Origin of the sequence: Pseudoalteromonas rubra, assembly GCF_001482385.1 — a bacterium.
In the GTDB taxonomy this organism is placed as follows: domain Bacteria; phylum Pseudomonadota; class Gammaproteobacteria; order Enterobacterales; family Alteromonadaceae; genus Pseudoalteromonas; species Pseudoalteromonas ardens.
The window spans coordinates 3000120-3019377 of the sequence record NZ_CP013611.1 but is presented as its reverse complement, the minus strand read 5'-3'; the positions used below and the strand labels follow the sequence as shown (position 1 = coordinate 3019377).

The window sequence follows — 19258 nt, the reverse complement described above, 5'->3', positions numbered from 1 at the left end:
TTTTTTATTCTTCACTGGCACCAACGTCCTCGGCTTCCACCATTTCGACTTTGCTCAGGCGCTCTTTCCAACACCCCGTTCCGTCTGGGATCAGTTCCATCAACTCCAGATGGTCTGCTTGTACGCTCACCACTTTACCGTGATACAAACCCATGTATTCATTTTTCTTTATTCTGAACAAACCTTGCTCGCCAGCTCTGATCAACGCCCATACCGTCTCACCGCGTGTGATCGTGCCTTTCATCATCAAGTTGTCCAGCGCGTATTTTTCTAGCGGATCTCGGGGACGATTCGGATCTGGGTGAAGACAGTTTTTAACCTGTACCAGGCGACTCTCAATGACTTCCGGTTGTGGGGCAACAAAAGGACTGCGTAGTTGAGCCGCACTATAGGGAAAATGCTCAAACTGCGCCATTTCGGGCATAGGGTCTATGCTCGGAGTCGCATTCGCCTGCACCCGGTCAATAAACTCTTTTTGTTCTGCAGTGTTATCGTTACACCCTGTCAGTGCAATCATCGCAAACAAAACCAGCAGACGCCTCATTCTTCAGTCTCCTGTTCGTAGCGGTAGGTTTTTGCTACCACGCTAAACACCAGCTGATTATTGCCTGCGCCCTCAATACGAAAATCATGCAAACTCACAATACGCGGCAACTGTGCCACTTTACTGACAAACTCACCAAACTCGTGATACGTCCCCACAACTTCAAGATTAATTGGCAGTTCCGTATAAAATTCTTTTTTAATCTCAGGCAGCCAGCCTATTTTTAGAAACGTCAGACCACTGGATGTGCCAACATACGTTAAGTCATCGAGCAACCCCGGAGTTTCATTCGAGGTTGGCAGTTTTCTTAACAATTGAGAAAACTGCGCTTCCATATCCTGCATTTGCTGTCGATATAACTCCAGGTTATTTGCCCGACCGTATTTGACGCGGTAGCTGGTGCGCAACTCTTCTTCTTTTTTGACCGCTCGCTCAAAGCTAGCCACCGACGCAGAGACCAGCATGCTGTATCCTACGACCAGCATGATCACCACCACCACAGCGCAACAAATGGCTTTCACTGGCATCGGCCACTCGCCAATGTTATCCAGCTCAATTTCGTTCCAGTCGATCTCCTGCAGCGACTTCAAATCAAGTTTCATGGCCTAATTCTCCGCCTGCGTTGTCTGAGCTAACTCGGCGCGTTCTTTCTCCATTTGAGCGAACGTTTTAACGTAAAAATTCATCGTGAAGTTACTCAGTAAACGCTCTTCGCGTTCACCAGCGACAATGCCCTGGAGTAACGGATCCCGCAATAAATAAGACGACTCGACTGCTCGTAACATTTGCGACAGGCGATTGTTCGATTCACTGCGGCCAATCACTTTGATCATATTCTGTTGTCGCTCCAAACTCGTCAGATAGACGCCCGCTGGCACAACGCGTGTCACCTCATCAATGATCTGCGTGCCCAAATTACGGTTGCTCTGCAACTCTTCAATCAGCCGGATCCGACGCTGCAGGTTTTCTTTTTGTTGGTTCAACCCGCGGATTTCCCCGATCCGCTTATCCAGCTTTTTAATCTCACTGGACAGGTAAAGGTTCTTAATTTCCTGCCCTTCTTTAAGGGTGTCATAAAATGCACCAATGCCGTACATCAGCGCTAAGCTGGCAGCGACGATGATCCCCAATATGGCCAGGAATTTTTGTTGAGAAGCCTGCCGTTGCTGCTCTCGCCAGGGCAGTAAATTTATATGTGGCATGACGAAAAGCTCCTCAGTGCCAACCCGGTTGCGATGGCAAACTGCGCTCTGTGATTATTCAGTACACCTCGATCCACTTTAGGCGCTATTTCCATATTCGCAAACGGATCCGCCACAATAGCATGCACACCCAGCTCATCCACAAGCAAACGGTCGAGCCCTTCCACTTGTGCAGTCCCCCCGGTCAAAACAATGTAGTCGACTTGCTCCTGGCCACTGGTCGTCATAAACATTTGTAGCGCACGACGCACCTGCTGTAACAGCGAAGTCTGGAATGGCGCGAGTACTTCAAAGGTATAGTTCGGCGGCAAATCACCGGTGGTTTTTGCCAACTCGGCCTGATCAAAACTCTTGTTGTAATACGCAACAATGCTATTAGTGTACTGCTCTCCACCAAAAACCTGGTCCCGGGTATATAGCGTTTTACCGGACTGTACGACACTCACCAAAGTCACCACAGCACCAATATCAATGATCCCGACGACTTTATCGTAAGCATCAGAGGGAAGCTGACCATACAAAACCTCAGCAGAACGGGCGAGGGCGTAACTTTCAACATCCACAACTTTCGCTTTTAAGCCAGCTTCTTCCAGTGCACTTACACGCGCCTGTACACTTTCCGTCCTGGCCGCAGACAATAGCACATTGACCTTGGAGGGATCCGCCTCATTCACCGTTAGCTTTTCGAAATCCAGGCTGACTTCATCGAGTGGATAAGGGATCAGGCTGTCGGCCTCAATCGCGATTTGTGATTCTAATTCAGCATCGCTTAAGGACACATCCATAAAAATCATTTTGGTAATGACCGTTTGGCCAGAGACAGCAACAGCTGCAAAGTGACTGGTTTTTGGCAGGCGTTTGCGTATTTTACTGATGACTTTACCGACCGCTTCAATATCCTGAATGGCACGCTCTTTCATCGCGCCTTTGGGTAACGGTTCAATGGCAACAGCCTCAACCCGGTACCCTGCGCTTGATTCGGCTAACAAAACAGCCTTTACGCAATGTGAGCCTATGTCTACTCCGACCATCATTGGAGCTTGTTTTTTTAAAAATTGACGCAACATGCCGTTAGCCCAAGTATCCAGAATTCTGTACAGTGTTAATTAAGAGTTTAGTCATTTAGGTACAGTTTGGCGAAAAGCGTTATACTACTTGCCAACTTTCGGCCACACTCCCATGCACCTTCATTAGGCACAAAGTAATTTACGCAAAAATTATTAATCGTTTTTTAATCAGGATATACTAACAGCGTCCGATTGTAATTGGGAGTCTCGCTAGGGATAAATTCGTGAATTTATTAAAAAGATTACTACAACTTATACTGCTTTGCACGACACTGGGCCTGCTTACCTTGTTCGGCCTTTATTACTATGTCAAATCTGACATACCCAGTGTAAAGGTTTTAAAAGATGTACAGCTGCAAACCCCAATGCAGGTCTTTACCCGCGACGGCAAACTGATCAATCAGTTTGGCGAGAAACGCCGTATCCCGGTTAAAATTAATGACATTCCAGAGCCTTTACTCCAGGCTTTTCTGGCCACCGAAGACAACCGCTTTTATGATCATTTTGGCATCGACCCGATCGGTATTGTGCGGTCATTTATCGTCCTGGTCAGCACCGGGGAGAAAAAACAAGGCGCCAGTACGATCACCATGCAGCTGGCACGAAACTTCTTCCTGACCCGGGAAAAGGCCTATATTCGTAAAGTGAAAGAAATCTTTATCGCCTTACATATCGAACGATTACTCAATAAAGATGAAATTCTTGAGCTTTACCTCAATAAAATAGAACTGGGTCATCGAGCCTTTGGGATTGGGGCAGCTGCCCAAGTGTATTATGGCAAGGAACTACACGAGCTGAGCCTGGCGCAAATGGCGATGCTGGCCGGCCTGCCCAAAGCACCTTCAGCACTTAATCCAATCCGTAACCCGCAGCGTGCCAAGTTACGCCGCAACGTCGTGTTGGGCAGGATGCTGACTGAAGGCTACATCTCTCAGGCCCAATACAACGAGGCCACTCAGGCACCGATCACAGCAAAACGACATGGCGCTGAAATCGAACTCTATGCGCCTTACATATCGGAAATGGTCCGCGCTTACATGGTGAAAACCTATGGTGAAGACCAGGCCTACAACTCCGGTTTTAAGGTTTATACCACAGTCGAGTCAGACGTTCAGGCCGCTGCACAACAAGCCCTGATCGACAACCTCCACGCTTATGATATGCGACACGGCTTCCGTGGTCCGCAAGCGCAATACTGGCAACCAGAGGAAACCCCCTGGTCAACCACTCAGATCCTAAAGAAGCTGCGCAATGTCAAAGAAATAGACCCGCTTCAAGCAGGTGTAGTGACAGCACTTGAAGAGCAAAGTGCCACGATATTGCTCAAAGACGGCACCTCTGTCACTTTGCCCTGGTCCGGGTTAAAATGGGCGCGTGCATACATCACAGAGCGCCGCCAGGGGTTACCGCCGAAACAAGCAAGTGATATTCTCGCGCCTGGTATGCAGATCTGGGTGCGTAATAAAGACCAGAACTGGTTACTCAGCCAATTCCCTCAGCCTGCCAGTGCGCTGGTGTCATTAGATCCACAAAGTGGTCGCATTAAAGCCCTGGTTGGCGGCTACAGTTTCCGTCAAAGCCAGTATAATCGGGCCGTTCAGGCTAAGCGCCAGGTTGGTTCGAACATCAAGCCATTTATCTACTCGGGTGCGCTGGAAGCAGGCTACACTTTGTCGACCATCATCAACGATGCCCCAATCAATCATTGGGATAAAAGCATGGGCGTCGCCTGGCGTCCGAAAAACAGCCCTGATGTGTACAGTGGCCCAATTCGTATTCGCCGTGCTCTGGCTCAGTCGAAAAACGTTGTGTCAGTACGCTTACTGCGGGGTATGGGGCTCAACGCAGCAGCCGACCATATTCTCAAGTTTGGTTTTAATAACGAGGACATTGTTCGAAGCGAATCGCTGGCTCTGGGCAGTGCATCACTGACACCGCTAGAAATGGCCCGCGGCATGAGTGCCTTTGCCAATGGCGGTCACTTAGTCGAGACCTATTTTATTGAAAAACTCACCGACAGCTATGGCAACGTCCTAGGTGCCGCCCAACCACTGAGCATCTGTAGTGAAGAAGAGTGGGAAGTCGACCAATACACCTGTGCACCGCGGATCATCTCCGAGCGCAATGCATTTTTAATCGCCGACGCAATGAAAAGCGCGATCTGGGGCGGCGGCAGCTGGAAACACAAAACCGGCTGGACTGGCACCGGCTGGCGTGCACAGGCGCTAAAACGCAAAGATCTGGCCGGCAAGACCGGTACTACCAACAGCTCGGTCGATACCTGGTTTACGGGGTTTAATCGCAACGTACTCACCACCGTCTGGGTCGGGTTTGACGATCCGGGTAAGTCGCTGGGCCGCGCAGCGTATAACGCCAATCAGGGCAAGCAACAGATCGTCGGTGCCGAGGCAGGTGCCACGTCAGCACTGCCGGGTTGGGTGCAGTTTATGCGTGCAGCATTGAAAGATGAGCCACTTGCACCAATTGACCCGCCTCCTGGCCTGGTGTCTGTGCGCATCGATTTAAAAACCGGGCTATTGAGTGAGCGTAACGATCACACCAGCCGTTTCGAATATTTTGAGCGTGGTACTACCCCAACAAAATACGTACTTGAAACGGGCTCCAGTACGCCGTTTGAAGAGCAACTCCCGGATACAGAAGAGCTGTTCTAATAACCATTACGCAAAAAGGCCGGTGTCAGTCACCGGCCTTTTTTGTCTTTCTTTTCGGTTATCTCAGCTGTTGCGTTAACCAGTACAAGTCCGAGTGGATCCCCGCTGCGGTTACTTCTTTACCCGCACCTGGCCCTTGAATAACCAAGGGGTTTTGTTCATACCACTGGGTGGTTATCACAAAAATGTTGTCCCCCGGGGTTAAATTGGCAATCGCGCTCCCCTGAGCAACTTGCGCAATGCCCACTTTGGCACGGACTGTTCCTGATGCGTCAATCTCCAGGGCACCGGTATACCTCAGCACTTTGTCAGCAGCCAGGGCTGCTTCCTGACGTTGCTGGTAAAACGCATCTAACTCATCTTTGCGTGCCAAAAAGGCTTCCCAACTGCCTTCAGCCAATGTCTCAGGCATCAGCGCCTCTAAGGCAATGTCGTCCAGTTCCAGCTGTAAACCCAGTTCACGTGCCAGGATCAATAGCTTGCGCTGCATATCGCGACCGGATAAATCTTCTCTGGGATCCGGCTCGGTATACCCCATCTCTTGTGCCGCCAATACCAGCTCAGAGAAAGGACGAGTGCCATCAAAACTGCTGCACAACCAGGATAAAGTACCTGAAAACACCCCTTCAATCCGCACGACTCTGTCGCCGCTATTTTGCAGATCGGCAAGCGCGAAATTGACTGGCAGCCCGGCGCCAACACTGGTGTTATAGCGCCACAGCAAGTTACGCTCTTGCAACTGAGTACGCAATGCCTGATACCAGTCATGTTGCGCAGTTCCGGCATACTTATTCGCACTGATCAGATGGCAATCATGGGCCGCAAAATCCGGGTAAAGCTGACTAAATGCCTCACTGGCAGTGATATCAATCACCACCTTGTGTTCATAATCCAGCTCGCTGATGCGATCCAGCAGTTCTTCATGCGAGTAATCCTGCGCCTCACTATGCCACTGCTGTTGCCATTGCGACAACGTTAAGCCGCTCGGGCAGAACACCATTTTCTGTGAGCGCAACAGTGCCACCACTTTCAAATCAAACTGGCTCTGCAGGCGCGCAATTTGCTGCTGACACTGGCTCAGGAAGACCTCACCAACGTTGCCCAGACCGGCGATGATCACCGCCAGTTCACGCCCTTTATTCACCAGTTTGTCGTGCAAGATAGCCAACACATCACTGTCAATGGCCTGATCCGTCAGGAATAAGGCATAGTCTGTGGCACTGTGAGTAAAGCGCACCACCACGGCCTGTTCATCCAGTACCGTCTGTGCCTGGCGCACTAACGGTGCAATGTCCGGGCTAGGTGCAACCACAGCAAAACCACGCAGGTGAGATTCAACGATGGTGACCCGGCCACTCAGGCGCAAAACAACCTGATGTGTGAATTCACTGGGCACCAGCAGGTAATCTTCGCCGTTTTGGTTGAAGTGGTGGATGCCATGCTGGATCAGCTGACTAAGCGCCCCGACTTCTCCAGAAACCAGGGTATCAACCCGCAATAAATCCAGATCACCAAACGTGGTCACAAAGCGCTTTTCTTTGCTGTACCCTTGCTTGACCACTTCGGTGCCCTGCACGTCTGGGTCAAAACTACTGCGTACCTGGAGCTTAATGGCGGTCTCTTTAAGTGGTGACAATGTTTTTGCGTGCAAAACCGGGTTGCCAAGCCGTGCCAGCAAATTAGCCTGCGCACGGCACACTTTACTGTACTTGATTGCATTACCCACTTTACGTGGATCGGTGCTGAAAACGCCTGGCGTGTCGGTCCAGATAGACACAGACGCCGCATCTAAATAGTTGGCTAATAATGTGGCGCTGTAATCACTGCCGTTGCGTCCCAACGTGACCGTATTGCCTGCACTATCAGCGGCAATAAAACCGGTCACGACATATATTTTGTCCTGATCAAGTGCCTGGTGGCAGGCGCTGCGATTTTGACTGTGCATCAGTTGTCCCTGATGCTGAGTAAACAAAGTACGCGCATCAACATCCTGCGCAGCAATATTCAAGGTGTTCAACAAAGCTGCCAGTAAACGCGCTGACCAGATCTCACCAAACGCCAACAACGGGGCTTCGAGCAACTGGCGTGACTGTGCCTGACGACCGATGCTGCTCAGTTCATCCCGTAATTCAGCGACCAGCGAGGATTGCTGCGTTGCGTTAAATAGCTCATCAATCAGCTGCAGCTGATGGTTTTCCACTTGCAACAAGATGTCACTAAAAGCCCGTTCGTCCTGCTGCTGATAACTCTGCCACAAGGCAACCAAAGTATTGGTGGTTTTACCTGCGGCCGATACCACGATACAGTCACCGCTCTGGCACTGCCCAATGATGATATTGGCAACCGCCTGATAACGGGCAGCCGAGCTCAGGCTCGACCCACCGAATTTATGTACTGCTTTTGTCATTTCTTCTACCACAATGCCGTATGTGCTGGCGAGAGCTTAAATGCTTTCGCATTGTCACTGGAGTTGCCTTGCGCGGCCTTCACCGCAGCAAATGCCTGCTCAAAGTCTGCTAATAAATCGTCGATTTCCTCAATCCCCACCGAAATGCGGATCAGTGTGTCACCAACACCCGCCTCAAGCCGTGCAGCCGGATCCATGCCCGCATGTGTCATGGTTGCCGGGTGACAGATCAAACTTTCAACGCCCCCCAGGGATTCTGCCAAGGAGAATTGCTTCACACTGGTCAGGAACTTAGCGGCGTCCGCCAGTTCCCCTTTAATATCAAAACTCACCATGCCGCCGAAACCTTGCTGCTGCTGTTTCGCCAGTGCGTGCTGAGGGTGGCTTTCCAGCCCGGGATAATAAACCTGGCTAACAAACTCTGATTGCTCAAGGTAACGTGCAATCGCCAGCGCATTTTCCTGATGCTGTTTAAGGCGAACATTGAGTGTACGTAAACCACGTAAAGTCAGGTAACTGTCAAACGGCGCACCGGTGATGCCGATATTGTTGGCCCACCAGGCCAGTTCATCACCCAGCTCCTCGGTTTTGGCAATCACAGCTCCACCCACAACATCAGAGTGACCATTGATATACTTAGTGGTGGAATGCACCACTATATCGACCCCAAATGCGATGGGGTTTTGCAGTGCCGGCGACAAGAAAGTGTTATCAGCGGCAACCAGCGCACCGCACTGCGCGGCGACATCCACAACAGCCTGGATATCGGTTAAGCGTAAAATGGGGTTACTTGGTGTTTCAATCCAGACCAGTTTAGGTTTAATGGCCAGAATTTCCTGCAAACTGTCACTGCGTGTCAGATCCAGTACTTTTACCCTGAGCAAACCGCGCTTTTCCAGCGAGGTAAACAAGCGATAACTGCCCCCATAACAGTCGTGTGGGATCACTAAGGTATCATCAGCATTCAATAACTGAGTCACCAGGTGAACCGCGGCCATACCCGTTGCGGTAATGATCCCCTTAGCGCCACCTTCCAGCTCCGCCAGTGTTTGCGCAAGAATATCGCGATTCGGGTTACCACTGCGGCCATAATCGTAATCGCGCTTTTTATCAAAATCCGCGAAAGAATAGGTGGTCGACAGATAAAGCGGCGGCACCACTGCACCATGATGCTTGTCAGCATCTATGCCTGTACGTACCGCTATGGTTGACTTGTTGCTTTGGCTCATAGGTCACCTGGATGAATTAGATGTTTAGACGTCTAAAAGGTTAGATGAACAAAAGTTAGAAGTCAAAACATTTATACCGCTAAATGGCTAAATAACTAGTATTTGACTATCTTTTTTAAACCGATAAAATTTCGCCACTCAACGCGAACTCTATGCTAATAAGACTGAGTATTTGAGCTTAAACTATGGCAAATGACGTGCAACATTGCCAACAGAGAGCCTACGTGTCACGGTTGGATCCATACACAGTACACAGCCTTATTCGCATTGCATCTACAACACTGAGGCAAGTACATCACTATGGCTAAATGGAACGGTGAATATATTCACCCTTATGCAGAACACGGTAAGAAATCAGAACAGGTAAAAAAGATTACTGTTTCTATCCCGCTCAACGTACTGAAAGTGCTGACCGATGAGCGCACCCGTCGCCAGGTCAACAACCTGCGTCACGCGACGAACAGTGAGTTACTGTGTGAGGCATTTCTGCATGCCTTTACCGGCCAGCCACTCCCTGGTGACGAAGATCTGCGCAAAGACAACCCGGAAAAAATCCCGGCAGAAGTCCGTCAGATCATGACGGAAATGGGTCTGGAGATCCCAGAGATAAATGAAGAATAATCTTTACAGCGCCAGTGAAAAACAGCAATAAAAAAAGCCTCACATTGTGAGGCTTTTTTTGCTCAGGTTGGCTTATGCCATGTAGTTTTCTGGCATCTCAATTTGCGCAACACCCGACTCTACCGCAGCCTCGGCAACGGCTCTGGCGATACGTGGCAACAAACGCGGGTCCATCGGCTTAGGGATGATGTAATGTTCACCAAACTCCAGGCTATTCACATCCGCTGCTTTGAGTACTTCAGCAGGCACCGGTTCTTTGGCAATGCTGCGGATTGCTTCTACCGCTGCAATCTTCATTTCATCGTTAATGGCCGTGGCACGCACGTCCAGCGCACCCCGGAAGATAAACGGGAAGCACAGTACATTGTTCACTTGGTTAGGGTAATCAGAGCGACCCGTTGCCATGATCAGATCATCACGCGCGCCATGCGCCACTTCTGGGCTGATCTCAGGGTCCGGGTTAGAACAGGCAAATACCACTGGCTTATCAGCCATTAATTTCAGATCTTCCGGTGACAACAGATCCGGACCAGAGACACCCACAAACACGTCGGCATCTTCGATCACGTCCTGTAACGTGCGCTTGTCCGTGTTATTGGCAAACAACTTCTTGTATTCGTTGAGATCATCACGGCGAGTGTGAATAACCCCTTTGCGGTCAAGCATATAAATGTGTTCACGCTGTGCGCCACACTTAATTAAAAGCTCCATACACGCGATGGCAGCGGCACCCGCTCCCAGACAAACCATAATGGCGTCATGAATGTTCTTACCCTGGATCTCCAGCGCGTTCAACATACCCGCAGCAGTGACAATCGCGGTGCCGTGCTGATCATCATGAAATACCGGCACATCACATCGCTCGATCAGCGCACGCTCAATCTCAAAACACTCAGGTGCTTTGATGTCTTCCAGATTAATACCGCCAAAGGTATCGGCAATGTTTGCAACTGTATTGATAAAGTCTTCAGTGGTACGGTGCTTAACTTCAATATCAATTGAATCCAGGCCAGCAAAGCGCTTAAATAGCAAGGCTTTACCTTCCATCACTGGTTTGGAAGCCAACGGACCCAGGTTGCCTAATCCCAAAATAGCAGTGCCATTACTGATCACAGCCACCATGTTACCTTTGCCTGTGTAACGGTATGCATTGCTGGGATCGGCTGCGATTTCACGAACCGGCTCCGCAACACCTGGGCTGTATGCCAGGGCTAAGTCTTTGACGGTTTCTGCAGGCTTGGTCAACTCTACGCTGATTTTTCCTGGAACGGGGTGGGCATGGTAATGTAACGCTTGTTCACGAAAGTCTGACATGACGCGATTTTTTCCTACGAAGAAGTTGAAAGTGAGAGTGAGATAAAAATTCGCTAACTGTGTTAAACCATACCTTTTTTAAAAATTAATTCAAGCCATATCAGGTCTATCCTGTTAAAGCAAAGATAGTTGGCAGTTAGCAATATTTAGCGACTTTTTTGCTACTTTTCGGCAAACTTAACTCACAATAAATGATCCGATTAGTGTCACTTTCAGTTCAAAATAGCGTCATTTTTATGCGGAATATAAATCAGATGAATAAAACAACGAGCAAAAACAAGTTCCCGACATTTAACCACCAAGTATGGTATTTTAACAACACTTAGCTGGCATTAAATAAAAATAAATGAGGCATTTACAGGGATAGGTATGCATTTTAATCAGGTGAATATGGTCATTCAGGAGGAATTTACGCTGTGATATGGCTGTCACATGGATGCGTTTTTACAAGCACAACAGCACGCCGGTTTACAGACAGTAGCCTCGCATTACTGGAAACTTTACTGACCAAACGACACTGATCCGTCCACTTAGCATAATAAAATGCGGCATACCAAAAAATCGAAAATAACACACTCCAGAAACGAAAAAAGCACCCGAAGGTGCTTTTTCTACAGCAAAAGTAAAACTTACTTCTTGCTGCTAAGCGCACCAAAGCGCTTGTTGAAGCGATCAACACGACCACCTGTGTCTAGGATCTTCTGCTTACCAGTGTAGAACGGGTGACATGCAGAACATACGTCCAGGTGAATGTCTTTACATAGTGTTGAACGAGTCTCGAATTTGTTACCGCACGAACAAGTAGCTGTAATTGTTTCGTACGTAGGATGAATACCTTCTTTCATAGGACACCTCTAGTTAAGGCCGTATCGCTCTCCAAACCCGAAGTCTGGCACCATACGTAGTTATACAAAAATTGTGGACGCGTATTTTAGGGTCAATCGTGACGATCCACAAGCAATAAATACATTTTAACTGCTATTTTTTGCACAATTTCGAAATGTGGCCGAAAAATATGCCATGCACATCAAACTCCCTCACCACTGGCATGCATTTTTGCCTTGTTACGGTATACTGAGCCCGTGTTCTGTTAGCACCCTACATGACTATCAGGCACCTGTCCTTAACTTTGATATTCAGATGCCGGAGTCTCCATGCGCTTCGCCGAAGTCGCTTTAAAAGTGCCTTTACATAGAACCTTTGATTACCGCCTCGAACCACAACAGCAGCCCTGTGTGGGAGGCCGAGTCAGAGTAAAATTTGCCAATCGGGCCTGTGTTGCCATTGTCGTGGCGTTAAAATCTCACAGCGATGTGCCCGCAGAGAAAATAAAAGCCGTTGAGTCTGTGTTGGATGCCACCCCCGTGCTGTCACTAGAGCACCTTGGATTTTTACGCTTCGGTGCCCAGTATTATTGCCACCCTCTGGGCGAAACCTTGTTTACTGCCCTGCCTGGTGCACTGCGCGAAGGCGAGCAAGTTGATAAAACCCAGGTGTCGGTACTGACGTTGACACCAGCCGGGCGTGAAACCACTCAGCTCAGAGCAAAAAAACAATTGGCATTGCTTGAGCAACTGCGCAGCGCCGGAGATGCCACCGCCAGTGAACTCAAAACGCTGGGCTTCTCACAGGCACAGATCAAAGCCTTATTAGAAAAAGCACTGATCCAGGAAGAGCTGCGCACCGATACGCACTGGCAATCCAGACCGTTACAGTTGGGCAGTAAGCCCAGGCTTAATCCGGAGCAGGCTACCGCCTGCAGTGCAATCAACAGTGAGACCGGGTTTCGTACCTTTTTACTCGAAGGTGTGACAGGCAGTGGTAAGACCGAAGTGTACCTGCAAAGCCTCGAAGTCATCTTAGCTAGTGGTAAACAGGCGCTTGTGCTGGTACCAGAAATAGGGCTGACGCCACAGACAGTTAACCGCTTTAAACGCCGCTTCGAGGGATTACCCATTGATCTTTGGCACTCTAATCTGACCGACAATGAACGCTTACACACCTGGCGTCGCGCCGAGCTGGGAGAGTCGGCTCTGGTAATTGGTACCCGCTCAGCCATCTTTTTGCCCTTTCAGACACTGGGCATGATAGTGGTCGATGAAGAACACGACGGTTCGTTCAAACAACAAGACGGGTTGCGCTACCATGCCCGTGATCTGGCGGCCTACCGTGCTGCACAAGGTCGCTTTCCTTTAATCCTCGGCACTGCCACCCCAGCACTGGAAACCCTGCAAAAAGCGCTGCAAAATCGCTATCAATTGCTGCCACTCACCAAACGAGCACAAACCCAGCAAGATAACCGCTTCATGTTGGTTGATATGAAAGGTCAGGCGGAGCAATCCGGATTTGCCAAGACCAGTGTGGATACCATGGCTGCCACATTGGCACGCGGACAACAGGTGATGGTATTTCTCAATCGGCGTGGCTTTGCCCCGACACTTATCTGTCATGAATGTGGCTGGCTGAGCAATTGCACCCGCTGCAGTACCAGCGCCACCTATCATAAATCCCTTAGCCGGCTGATCTGTCACCACTGCTCTGAACAAGCGTTTGTGCCCGTGCAATGCCCTGACTGTGGCAGCACTCAGATCATGCCCACGGGATATGGCACAGAACAACTGGAAGAGTTTTTATCCCAGCAATTTGCTGATTTTCCGGTGCACCGTATAGATCGGGATTCAACCCGGCGCAAAGGCAGCCTCGAAACCGTGCTGGATGAAATTAACCAGGGCGGTGCGCGACTGCTCATTGGCACTCAGATGCTCGCCAAGGGGCACCATTTCGCTGACGTCAATCTGGTGGTGATCCTCGACGTGGACAGCGGCTTGTATTCGTGCGATTTTCGCGCCACGGAGCACATGGCGCAGCTCATTACCCAAGTCGCTGGGCGGGCCGGGCGCAGCGGCGAAGCCGGCACCGTGCTGTTGCAAACCCACTTCCCGGAGCATCCTTTGTTACAGGATCTGGTCAACAACGGCTATCAGGATTTTGCCCGCTATGCATTGCGCGAACGCGAGGAAACCCAGATGCCTCCCTACAGCCACCTAGCTTTGATCCGTGCGGAAGCCACCAACGCAAAACTGGTTATGGCGTTTTTATCAGATCTGGTTCCAGCCACCCCCTACCCTGGTATACAATTACTCGGACCGATCCCCGCGCCGATGGAACGCCTGGCCGGAAAGTACCGATATCAATTGCATATTCAGGCAGCGCAACGCAAAGTACTGCATCAATACCTGGCACAACTGGCTGATTATATTGGCCAGCATAAACTCGCCAACCGGGTGCGCTGGAGTATTGACGTTGACCCTATGGATACCTATTAAAAAACGTTATGGCACAACACGACTATATAAATAAAAAGCCGGGCGGCAAAAAAGCCGCCAAAGGAAAGACCGCCAAACCCTTTCCAAAATATTTTGCTGCGCTGACACTGGTGTTGATCGGTGCCTTTGGTTATGGCCTGTGGTACATCAAGCAGCACGGCGAACCAGAGGCACAGCCTGTCAGCCCAACGCCCGCACAGACAACTGCGCAACCGAAAGTCGAAAAAGACCTGCCACGCCCGCCTGACTTCATCAAAGACATTAAAGATCATGAGGTGAAAGTCGAGGTCAAGAAAATTGAGAGTAAGGGCCCCTACCAGATGCAATGTGGATCATTCAGAACCTATAAGCAGGCAGAACAAATGAAAGCCAAGATGGCGTTTGCCGGCCTGATCGCTGAGATCCGTCGCACAGAAGGCTCCAATGGTGTCTGGTACCGGGTGCGTCTTGGTCCCTATGACACCAAACGGGGCGCTGAGAGCGACAAAAATAAGCTGGAGCGGATAAACATCGTCAGCTGTGGGATCTGGAAGTGGACTTGATCTTAGTGAAATCGTCCCTATCTCTACCCTAATTGATTTTATACTTGAGGCATGTGCCTCCTGATTAAGGAATACTATGACAACTATCGTGAGTGTTCGCCGAGGCGACAAAGTCGTAATTGGCGGAGATGGCCAGGTATCACTTGGCAATACGGTAATGAAAGGCAACGCTAAAAAAGTGCGTCGCCTCTACAACGGTAAGGTACTTGCAGGCTTTGCCGGTGGCACTGCCGACGCCTTCACCCTGTTTGAACGCTTTGAAACCAAACTGGAAATGCACCAGGGTCACCTCACCCGTGCGGCCGTTGAAATGGCAAAAGACTGGCGAACCGACAGAGCACTGCGCAAACTGGAAGCTCTGCTGGCCGTTGCCGATGAGACAGCATCATTGATCATCACAGGTAATGGTGACGTTGTTCAGCCAGAGCACGATCTAATCGCCATCGGTAGTGGTGGTAACTTTGCTCAGGCAGCAGCCACTGCGCTGATTGAGAACACCGACCTGAGTGCCCGAGAAATTGTGGAAAAGAGCCTTAAAATCGCAGGCGATATCTGCGTCTTTACCAACAATTTCCAAACCATCGAAGAATTGTAATAGGAATTGCCATGACAGCAATGACCCCAAGAGAAATCGTCCATGAGCTGGACCAGCATATTATTGGTCAGGACAAAGCGAAGAAAGCCGTCGCCATCGCGCTCAGAAACCGCTGGCGTCGCATGCAGCTTGCTGAAGAGCTGCGTACTGAAGTCACCCCAAAAAATATTCTAATGATTGGTCCTACGGGTGTGGGTAAGACCGAAATCGCCCGCCGACTGGCTAAGCTCGCAAACGCGCCATTCATCAAAGTTGAAGCGACTAAGTTCACCGAAGTCGGTTATGTGGGTAAAGAAGTCGAAACCATCATCCGCGATTTGGTTGAAGTGTCTTTTAAAATGACACGCGAGCAGCAAACCAAGAAGCACAAACACCGCGCAGAAGAAGCCGCTGAAGAACGCATTTTAGATGCACTACTGCCACCAGCCAAAGATGCCTGGGGCGAAACACAACAGAGTGATAACAGCTCTACACGTCAGGTATTCCGTAAGAAACTGCGTGAAGGTCAGCTGGATGACAAAGAGATCGACATTGAAGTGGCAGAAACCTCTCCTCAGGTTGAGATCATGGCACCGCCAGGCATGGAAGAAATGACCAATCAGTTGCAGGGCATGTTCCAGAATCTGTCAGGCGACAAAAAGAAAAGCCGCAAGCTAAAAATCAAAGAAGCCTTCAAGCTGTTGATTGAAGAGGAAGCCGCGAAGCTGGTCAACCCGGAAGAGCTAAAAGAGCAGGCGATTTTTGCCGTTGAGCAAAATGGTATCGTGTTCATTGATGAAATCGACAAAATTTGTAAGCGTGGCGAAGCTTCTGGACCCGATGTCAGTCGTGAAGGGGTTCAGCGCGACCTGCTGCCACTCATTGAAGGCTCTACCGTCAGCACCAAACATGGCATGGTAAAAACGGACCATATCCTGTTTATCGCTTCAGGGGCATTCCAGATGGCGAAGCCTTCTGATCTTATTCCTGAGCTGCAAGGTCGCTTACCGATCCGTGTTGAGCTCGAAGCACTTACAGCAAAAGATTTCAAACGCATTCTGACTGAACCACATGCGTCACTCACGGAGCAACAACAAGCCCTGATGGACACAGAAAGTGTCAGCATCGCATTCAGTGATGATGCCATTGAGCGCATTGCACAGGCTGCCTGGCAGGTGAATGAGAAAACAGAAAACATTGGTGCCCGTCGTCTGCACACTGTGATGGAAAAGCTAATGGAAGAGATCTCTTTCGATGCCTCCGATAAAGCCGGTGAGTCACTAACGATAGATGCCGCCTATGTCGACAAGCATTTAGATATGCTGGTACAGGACGAAGATCTGAGCCGCTTTATTCTTTAACGGAATCCCGCCCGATCACTGATCGGGCTTTTTTATGCCTATGTATCAAGTTACCAAACTGCATTACCACACCCGACAAAGTCGGCTTGATGTGTACTTTGATGATGGTCTGACGCACACACTCAGCGCCGAATTTTTGCGGGTCCACTCCCCGTCAGCTGAGGTCCAGGGACATGGTCCCGGTCAGCAGCAGCTGGTCCTCAATAAGCAGGATGTGGCCATCAGCCAGATTGAGCCGATCGGCCATTATGCAGTCAGACTGGTATTCGATGACGGTCATAACTCGGGGCTATTTAGCTGGCAATACCTGCGAAAGCTCTGTGAGCAAGAGGATGAGCTATGGCAACTTTATCAGCAGCGTGTGTCTGCACGCCACGATGTGCCCATTAAGTTTACCCCCTGATCCACTGTGATACGCACAAAAAAGGCGACCTGTAGTCGCCTTTTCTTTTACCCAACCCGGTGAACCGGGTTGGCACTAGACTTGGTATTTTTCCACCGACTCGTATAAATTACGCGCCTGCTCTGAGAGTTCCTCACTGCTTTGTGCATTACTGCTAGCATGATCTGACGCCACCTGGGCAATGTCACGGATCTTCACCACGTTTTTGTTCACTTCAGAGGCAACCTGTTTTTGCTCATCTATCGCGGTGGCAATGTGGGTGCTCATTTCCATAATCGTTTGCACATCTTCGGTGATCATACCGAGCAGATCGCCTGCGCGTTCGGCCTGTGCCACACTTTCATTACCCTGCTCACGACACTGCTCCATAATATTAACCACTTCACGGGTACGCTGTTGCAAGGTCGAAATAATACTTTCTATTTCCTGCGTCGAATCCTGAGTACGTTGCGCCAGCGAGCGCACTTCATCCGCGACCACAGCAAAGCCACGACCTTGCTCACCGGCACGGGCCGCTTCAATCGCCGCATTCAGTGCCAACAGGTTCGTTTGCTCTGCGATACCGCGGATCACATCCAGTACCGAGCCTATCGTTTCGCCATCGCGTTCTAACTGGCCCACCACGTCGGATGCACCACCCAGCGATTCAGACAGCTGCATAATATGCTCTATCGTTGCAGTCACCTCAGAGCGCCCTAACTGTGCATTCTTGTTGGTTGACTCCGCTTTATCTGCAGCCGCTTCGGTATTATGCGAAATATCCTGGATCGTAGCCTGCATCTCAGTGGCCGCCGTTGCCACCATATCGGCCTCGTGCAACTGCTCAGTCATGCCTGCACTGGTCTGTGCTGTGGTATCTGATAAATGGTGGGTTGCATCATTGATGATCGCAAGCGCGCTGTTTACATCACCAATCAACTCTTTAAAGTCGCCAATCAGACTATTAAAGTCTTTGGTCATCAAGGTAATTTCATCGTTACCCGTCTGTTCGATAGGGATGCGTAAATTATTCTCGCGACGGATCCGCTCTATGGTCTGATAAACCCGCTCAACCGGACGAATAATTGACTGGCTGGTCGACAGCACCAGTAGCATCACCACCACAGAGGCCACCACAAAAATGATCAGGGCAGCCATTTGCGCCATTTGCGTATTATCTGTGACAGCTTGTTTTGCCTGCTCGACAATTCGTACGACGACAGCATCACTTTGCTCAACGCTTTTCTTCATGCTGCCCAGGGCACCACTTTGAAGATCCAGCCCAAGCTTGGTCTGTGCATCGACTAAATTTCTGAAGCGAGTTTGATATTGCTTAATCAGGGTCTGGATCTGACGCTCATACTGCGCATCAAAGCCAGCGGCTTTGACCTGGCCCTCAAATTTGCTGATTTGATCGTCAAACTTTTTGAGGTATTTCAGATCCAGTCGCAACATAAAATCTTTCTCTGCTCGTCGGAGCATCAACATACTGACCAGCAGGTCATTACGTGACCGCTGTTTGAGCATGGTCTCTACCTCGTGCACAGCGCCACGAAGCGCGCCATAGAGGCCATCCTTTGGATGCAGTCCTATGCTTTTTTGTAACTCAACAACGTGATTGAAATCATCTACGTAGGTTTGCGCAAGACGTTCGAACTCACGTAAGTTACTGTCGCTGATACCAAACTCGGAAAATATCTCGGCCAATAGGCCAGCTTTACGTTGCAACTCACTGTAGTCCTTAGCATACAAATCCAGTGCCTCTGTATCTTTATAGAACAAAAAGTTCTTTTCATGTTTGCGCATTGAGAGCTCATGAAGTTCAAGCTCCTCAGCATACTGAATGGTTTCATTCAGTTTACGCATGGTACTGGCTTCGATCATGATCACTGCCAGCATAACGACTAAAGCCACACCCACCACCAGCGCATTTAACTGCAAGCGCCGCTTGATGGTCAGATTTTCCAGAAATGCCATACGGTTACCCAATTATTACAAGACCTGCAATAGAGTATAG

16 protein-coding genes are annotated in these 19258 nt (G+C 49.8%); 7 read left to right on the top strand and 9 right to left on the bottom strand.

Annotation, left to right across the window (positions count from 1 at the left end):
* Positions 1 to 4: 4 nt before the first annotated feature.
* From AT705_RS13055 to AT705_RS13040, 4 genes are read right to left on the bottom strand one after another with little or no spacing between them, the layout of a single operon-like run.
* A complete protein-coding gene (locus AT705_RS13055) occupies positions 5 to 544 on the bottom strand; it encodes a pilus assembly protein PilP (RefSeq protein WP_058796915.1) in 540 nt (179 codons plus the stop codon).
* Positions 541 to 1146, bottom strand: coding sequence for a type 4a pilus biogenesis protein PilO (locus AT705_RS13050; protein ID WP_049865187.1), 606 nt, complete (start codon positions 1144 to 1146; stop codon positions 541 to 543). Before AT705_RS13050 ends, AT705_RS13055 begins: the two co-directional genes overlap by 4 nt.
* A gap of 3 nt (positions 1147 to 1149) precedes the next feature.
* Positions 1150 to 1746, bottom strand: a complete 597-nt coding sequence (locus AT705_RS13045; protein ID WP_058796914.1) for a PilN domain-containing protein — start codon at positions 1744 to 1746, stop codon at positions 1150 to 1152.
* Complete coding sequence (locus tag AT705_RS13040; RefSeq protein ID WP_058796913.1) at positions 1734 to 2813, bottom strand: pilus assembly protein PilM; 1080 nt, start codon at positions 2811 to 2813, stop codon at positions 1734 to 1736. The genes AT705_RS13045 and AT705_RS13040 overlap by 13 nt, the downstream gene beginning before the upstream one ends.
* A gap of 224 nt (positions 2814 to 3037) precedes the next feature.
* On the opposite strand from AT705_RS13040, the gene AT705_RS13035 reads away from it, so the two are divergent.
* Entirely contained in the window at positions 3038 to 5485 is a 2448-nt protein-coding gene (locus tag AT705_RS13035; RefSeq protein WP_058796912.1) for a penicillin-binding protein 1A, read from the top strand.
* Between the two features lie 58 nt (positions 5486 to 5543).
* Here the strand turns inward: AT705_RS13035 and metL are convergent, their stop codons facing one another.
* Together metL and metB are read right to left on the bottom strand one after the other, a co-directional pair.
* Positions 5544 to 7892: a bifunctional aspartate kinase/homoserine dehydrogenase II gene (metL, locus tag AT705_RS13030; RefSeq protein WP_058796911.1), complete on the bottom strand. Its 2349-nt coding sequence runs from the start codon at positions 7890 to 7892 to the stop codon at positions 5544 to 5546.
* A 5-nt stretch (positions 7893 to 7897) separates the two neighbouring features.
* Entirely contained in the window at positions 7898 to 9121 is a 1224-nt protein-coding gene (gene metB / locus AT705_RS13025; protein ID WP_058796910.1) for a cystathionine gamma-synthase, read from the bottom strand.
* A gap of 300 nt (positions 9122 to 9421) precedes the next feature.
* Between metB and metJ the strand changes: the two genes are divergently transcribed.
* The gene (gene metJ, locus AT705_RS13020; protein WP_010386199.1) at positions 9422 to 9742 is read left to right on the top strand and encodes a met regulon transcriptional regulator MetJ; all 321 of its coding nucleotides are present in this window, start codon (positions 9422 to 9424) and stop codon (positions 9740 to 9742) included.
* 72 nt (positions 9743 to 9814) lie between these two features.
* Here the strand turns inward: metJ and AT705_RS13015 are convergent, their stop codons facing one another.
* Both AT705_RS13015 and rpmE read right to left on the bottom strand, forming a co-directional pair.
* Positions 9815 to 11056, bottom strand: coding sequence for a malic enzyme-like NAD(P)-binding protein (locus AT705_RS13015; RefSeq protein ID WP_058796909.1), 1242 nt, complete (start codon positions 11054 to 11056; stop codon positions 9815 to 9817).
* 629 nt (positions 11057 to 11685) lie between these two features.
* Positions 11686 to 11901 carry a 50S ribosomal protein L31 gene (gene rpmE / locus AT705_RS24935; RefSeq protein WP_010386197.1) on the bottom strand — a complete coding sequence of 72 codons (216 nt, stop codon included), beginning with the start codon at positions 11899 to 11901 and terminating at the stop codon, positions 11686 to 11688.
* Positions 11902 to 12210: 309 nt separating this feature from the next.
* On the opposite strand from rpmE, the gene priA reads away from it, so the two are divergent.
* From priA to AT705_RS12990, 5 genes are all read left to right on the top strand, one after another.
* Entirely contained in the window at positions 12211 to 14382 is a 2172-nt protein-coding gene (priA, locus tag AT705_RS13010; protein WP_058796908.1) for a primosomal protein N', read from the top strand.
* Positions 14383 to 14390: 8 nt separating this feature from the next.
* Positions 14391 to 14924 carry an SPOR domain-containing protein gene (locus AT705_RS13005; RefSeq protein WP_058796907.1) on the top strand — a complete coding sequence of 178 codons (534 nt, stop codon included), beginning with the start codon at positions 14391 to 14393 and terminating at the stop codon, positions 14922 to 14924.
* Between the two features lie 76 nt (positions 14925 to 15000).
* A complete protein-coding gene (gene hslV / locus AT705_RS13000; RefSeq protein WP_010386191.1) occupies positions 15001 to 15519 on the top strand; it encodes an ATP-dependent protease subunit HslV in 519 nt (172 codons plus the stop codon).
* Positions 15520 to 15530: 11 nt separating this feature from the next.
* Complete coding sequence (hslU, locus tag AT705_RS12995) at positions 15531 to 16859, top strand: HslU--HslV peptidase ATPase subunit (RefSeq protein ID WP_058796906.1); 1329 nt, start codon at positions 15531 to 15533, stop codon at positions 16857 to 16859.
* 40 nt (positions 16860 to 16899) lie between these two features.
* Positions 16900 to 17262 carry a gamma-butyrobetaine hydroxylase-like domain-containing protein gene (locus AT705_RS12990; RefSeq protein ID WP_058796905.1) on the top strand — a complete coding sequence of 121 codons (363 nt, stop codon included), beginning with the start codon at positions 16900 to 16902 and terminating at the stop codon, positions 17260 to 17262.
* 75 nt (positions 17263 to 17337) lie between these two features.
* Here AT705_RS12990 and AT705_RS12985 read toward each other — a convergent pair whose 3' ends face one another.
* Entirely contained in the window at positions 17338 to 19218 is a 1881-nt protein-coding gene (locus tag AT705_RS12985) for a methyl-accepting chemotaxis protein (RefSeq protein WP_058796904.1), read from the bottom strand.
* Positions 19219 to 19258: the final 40 nt, after the last annotated feature.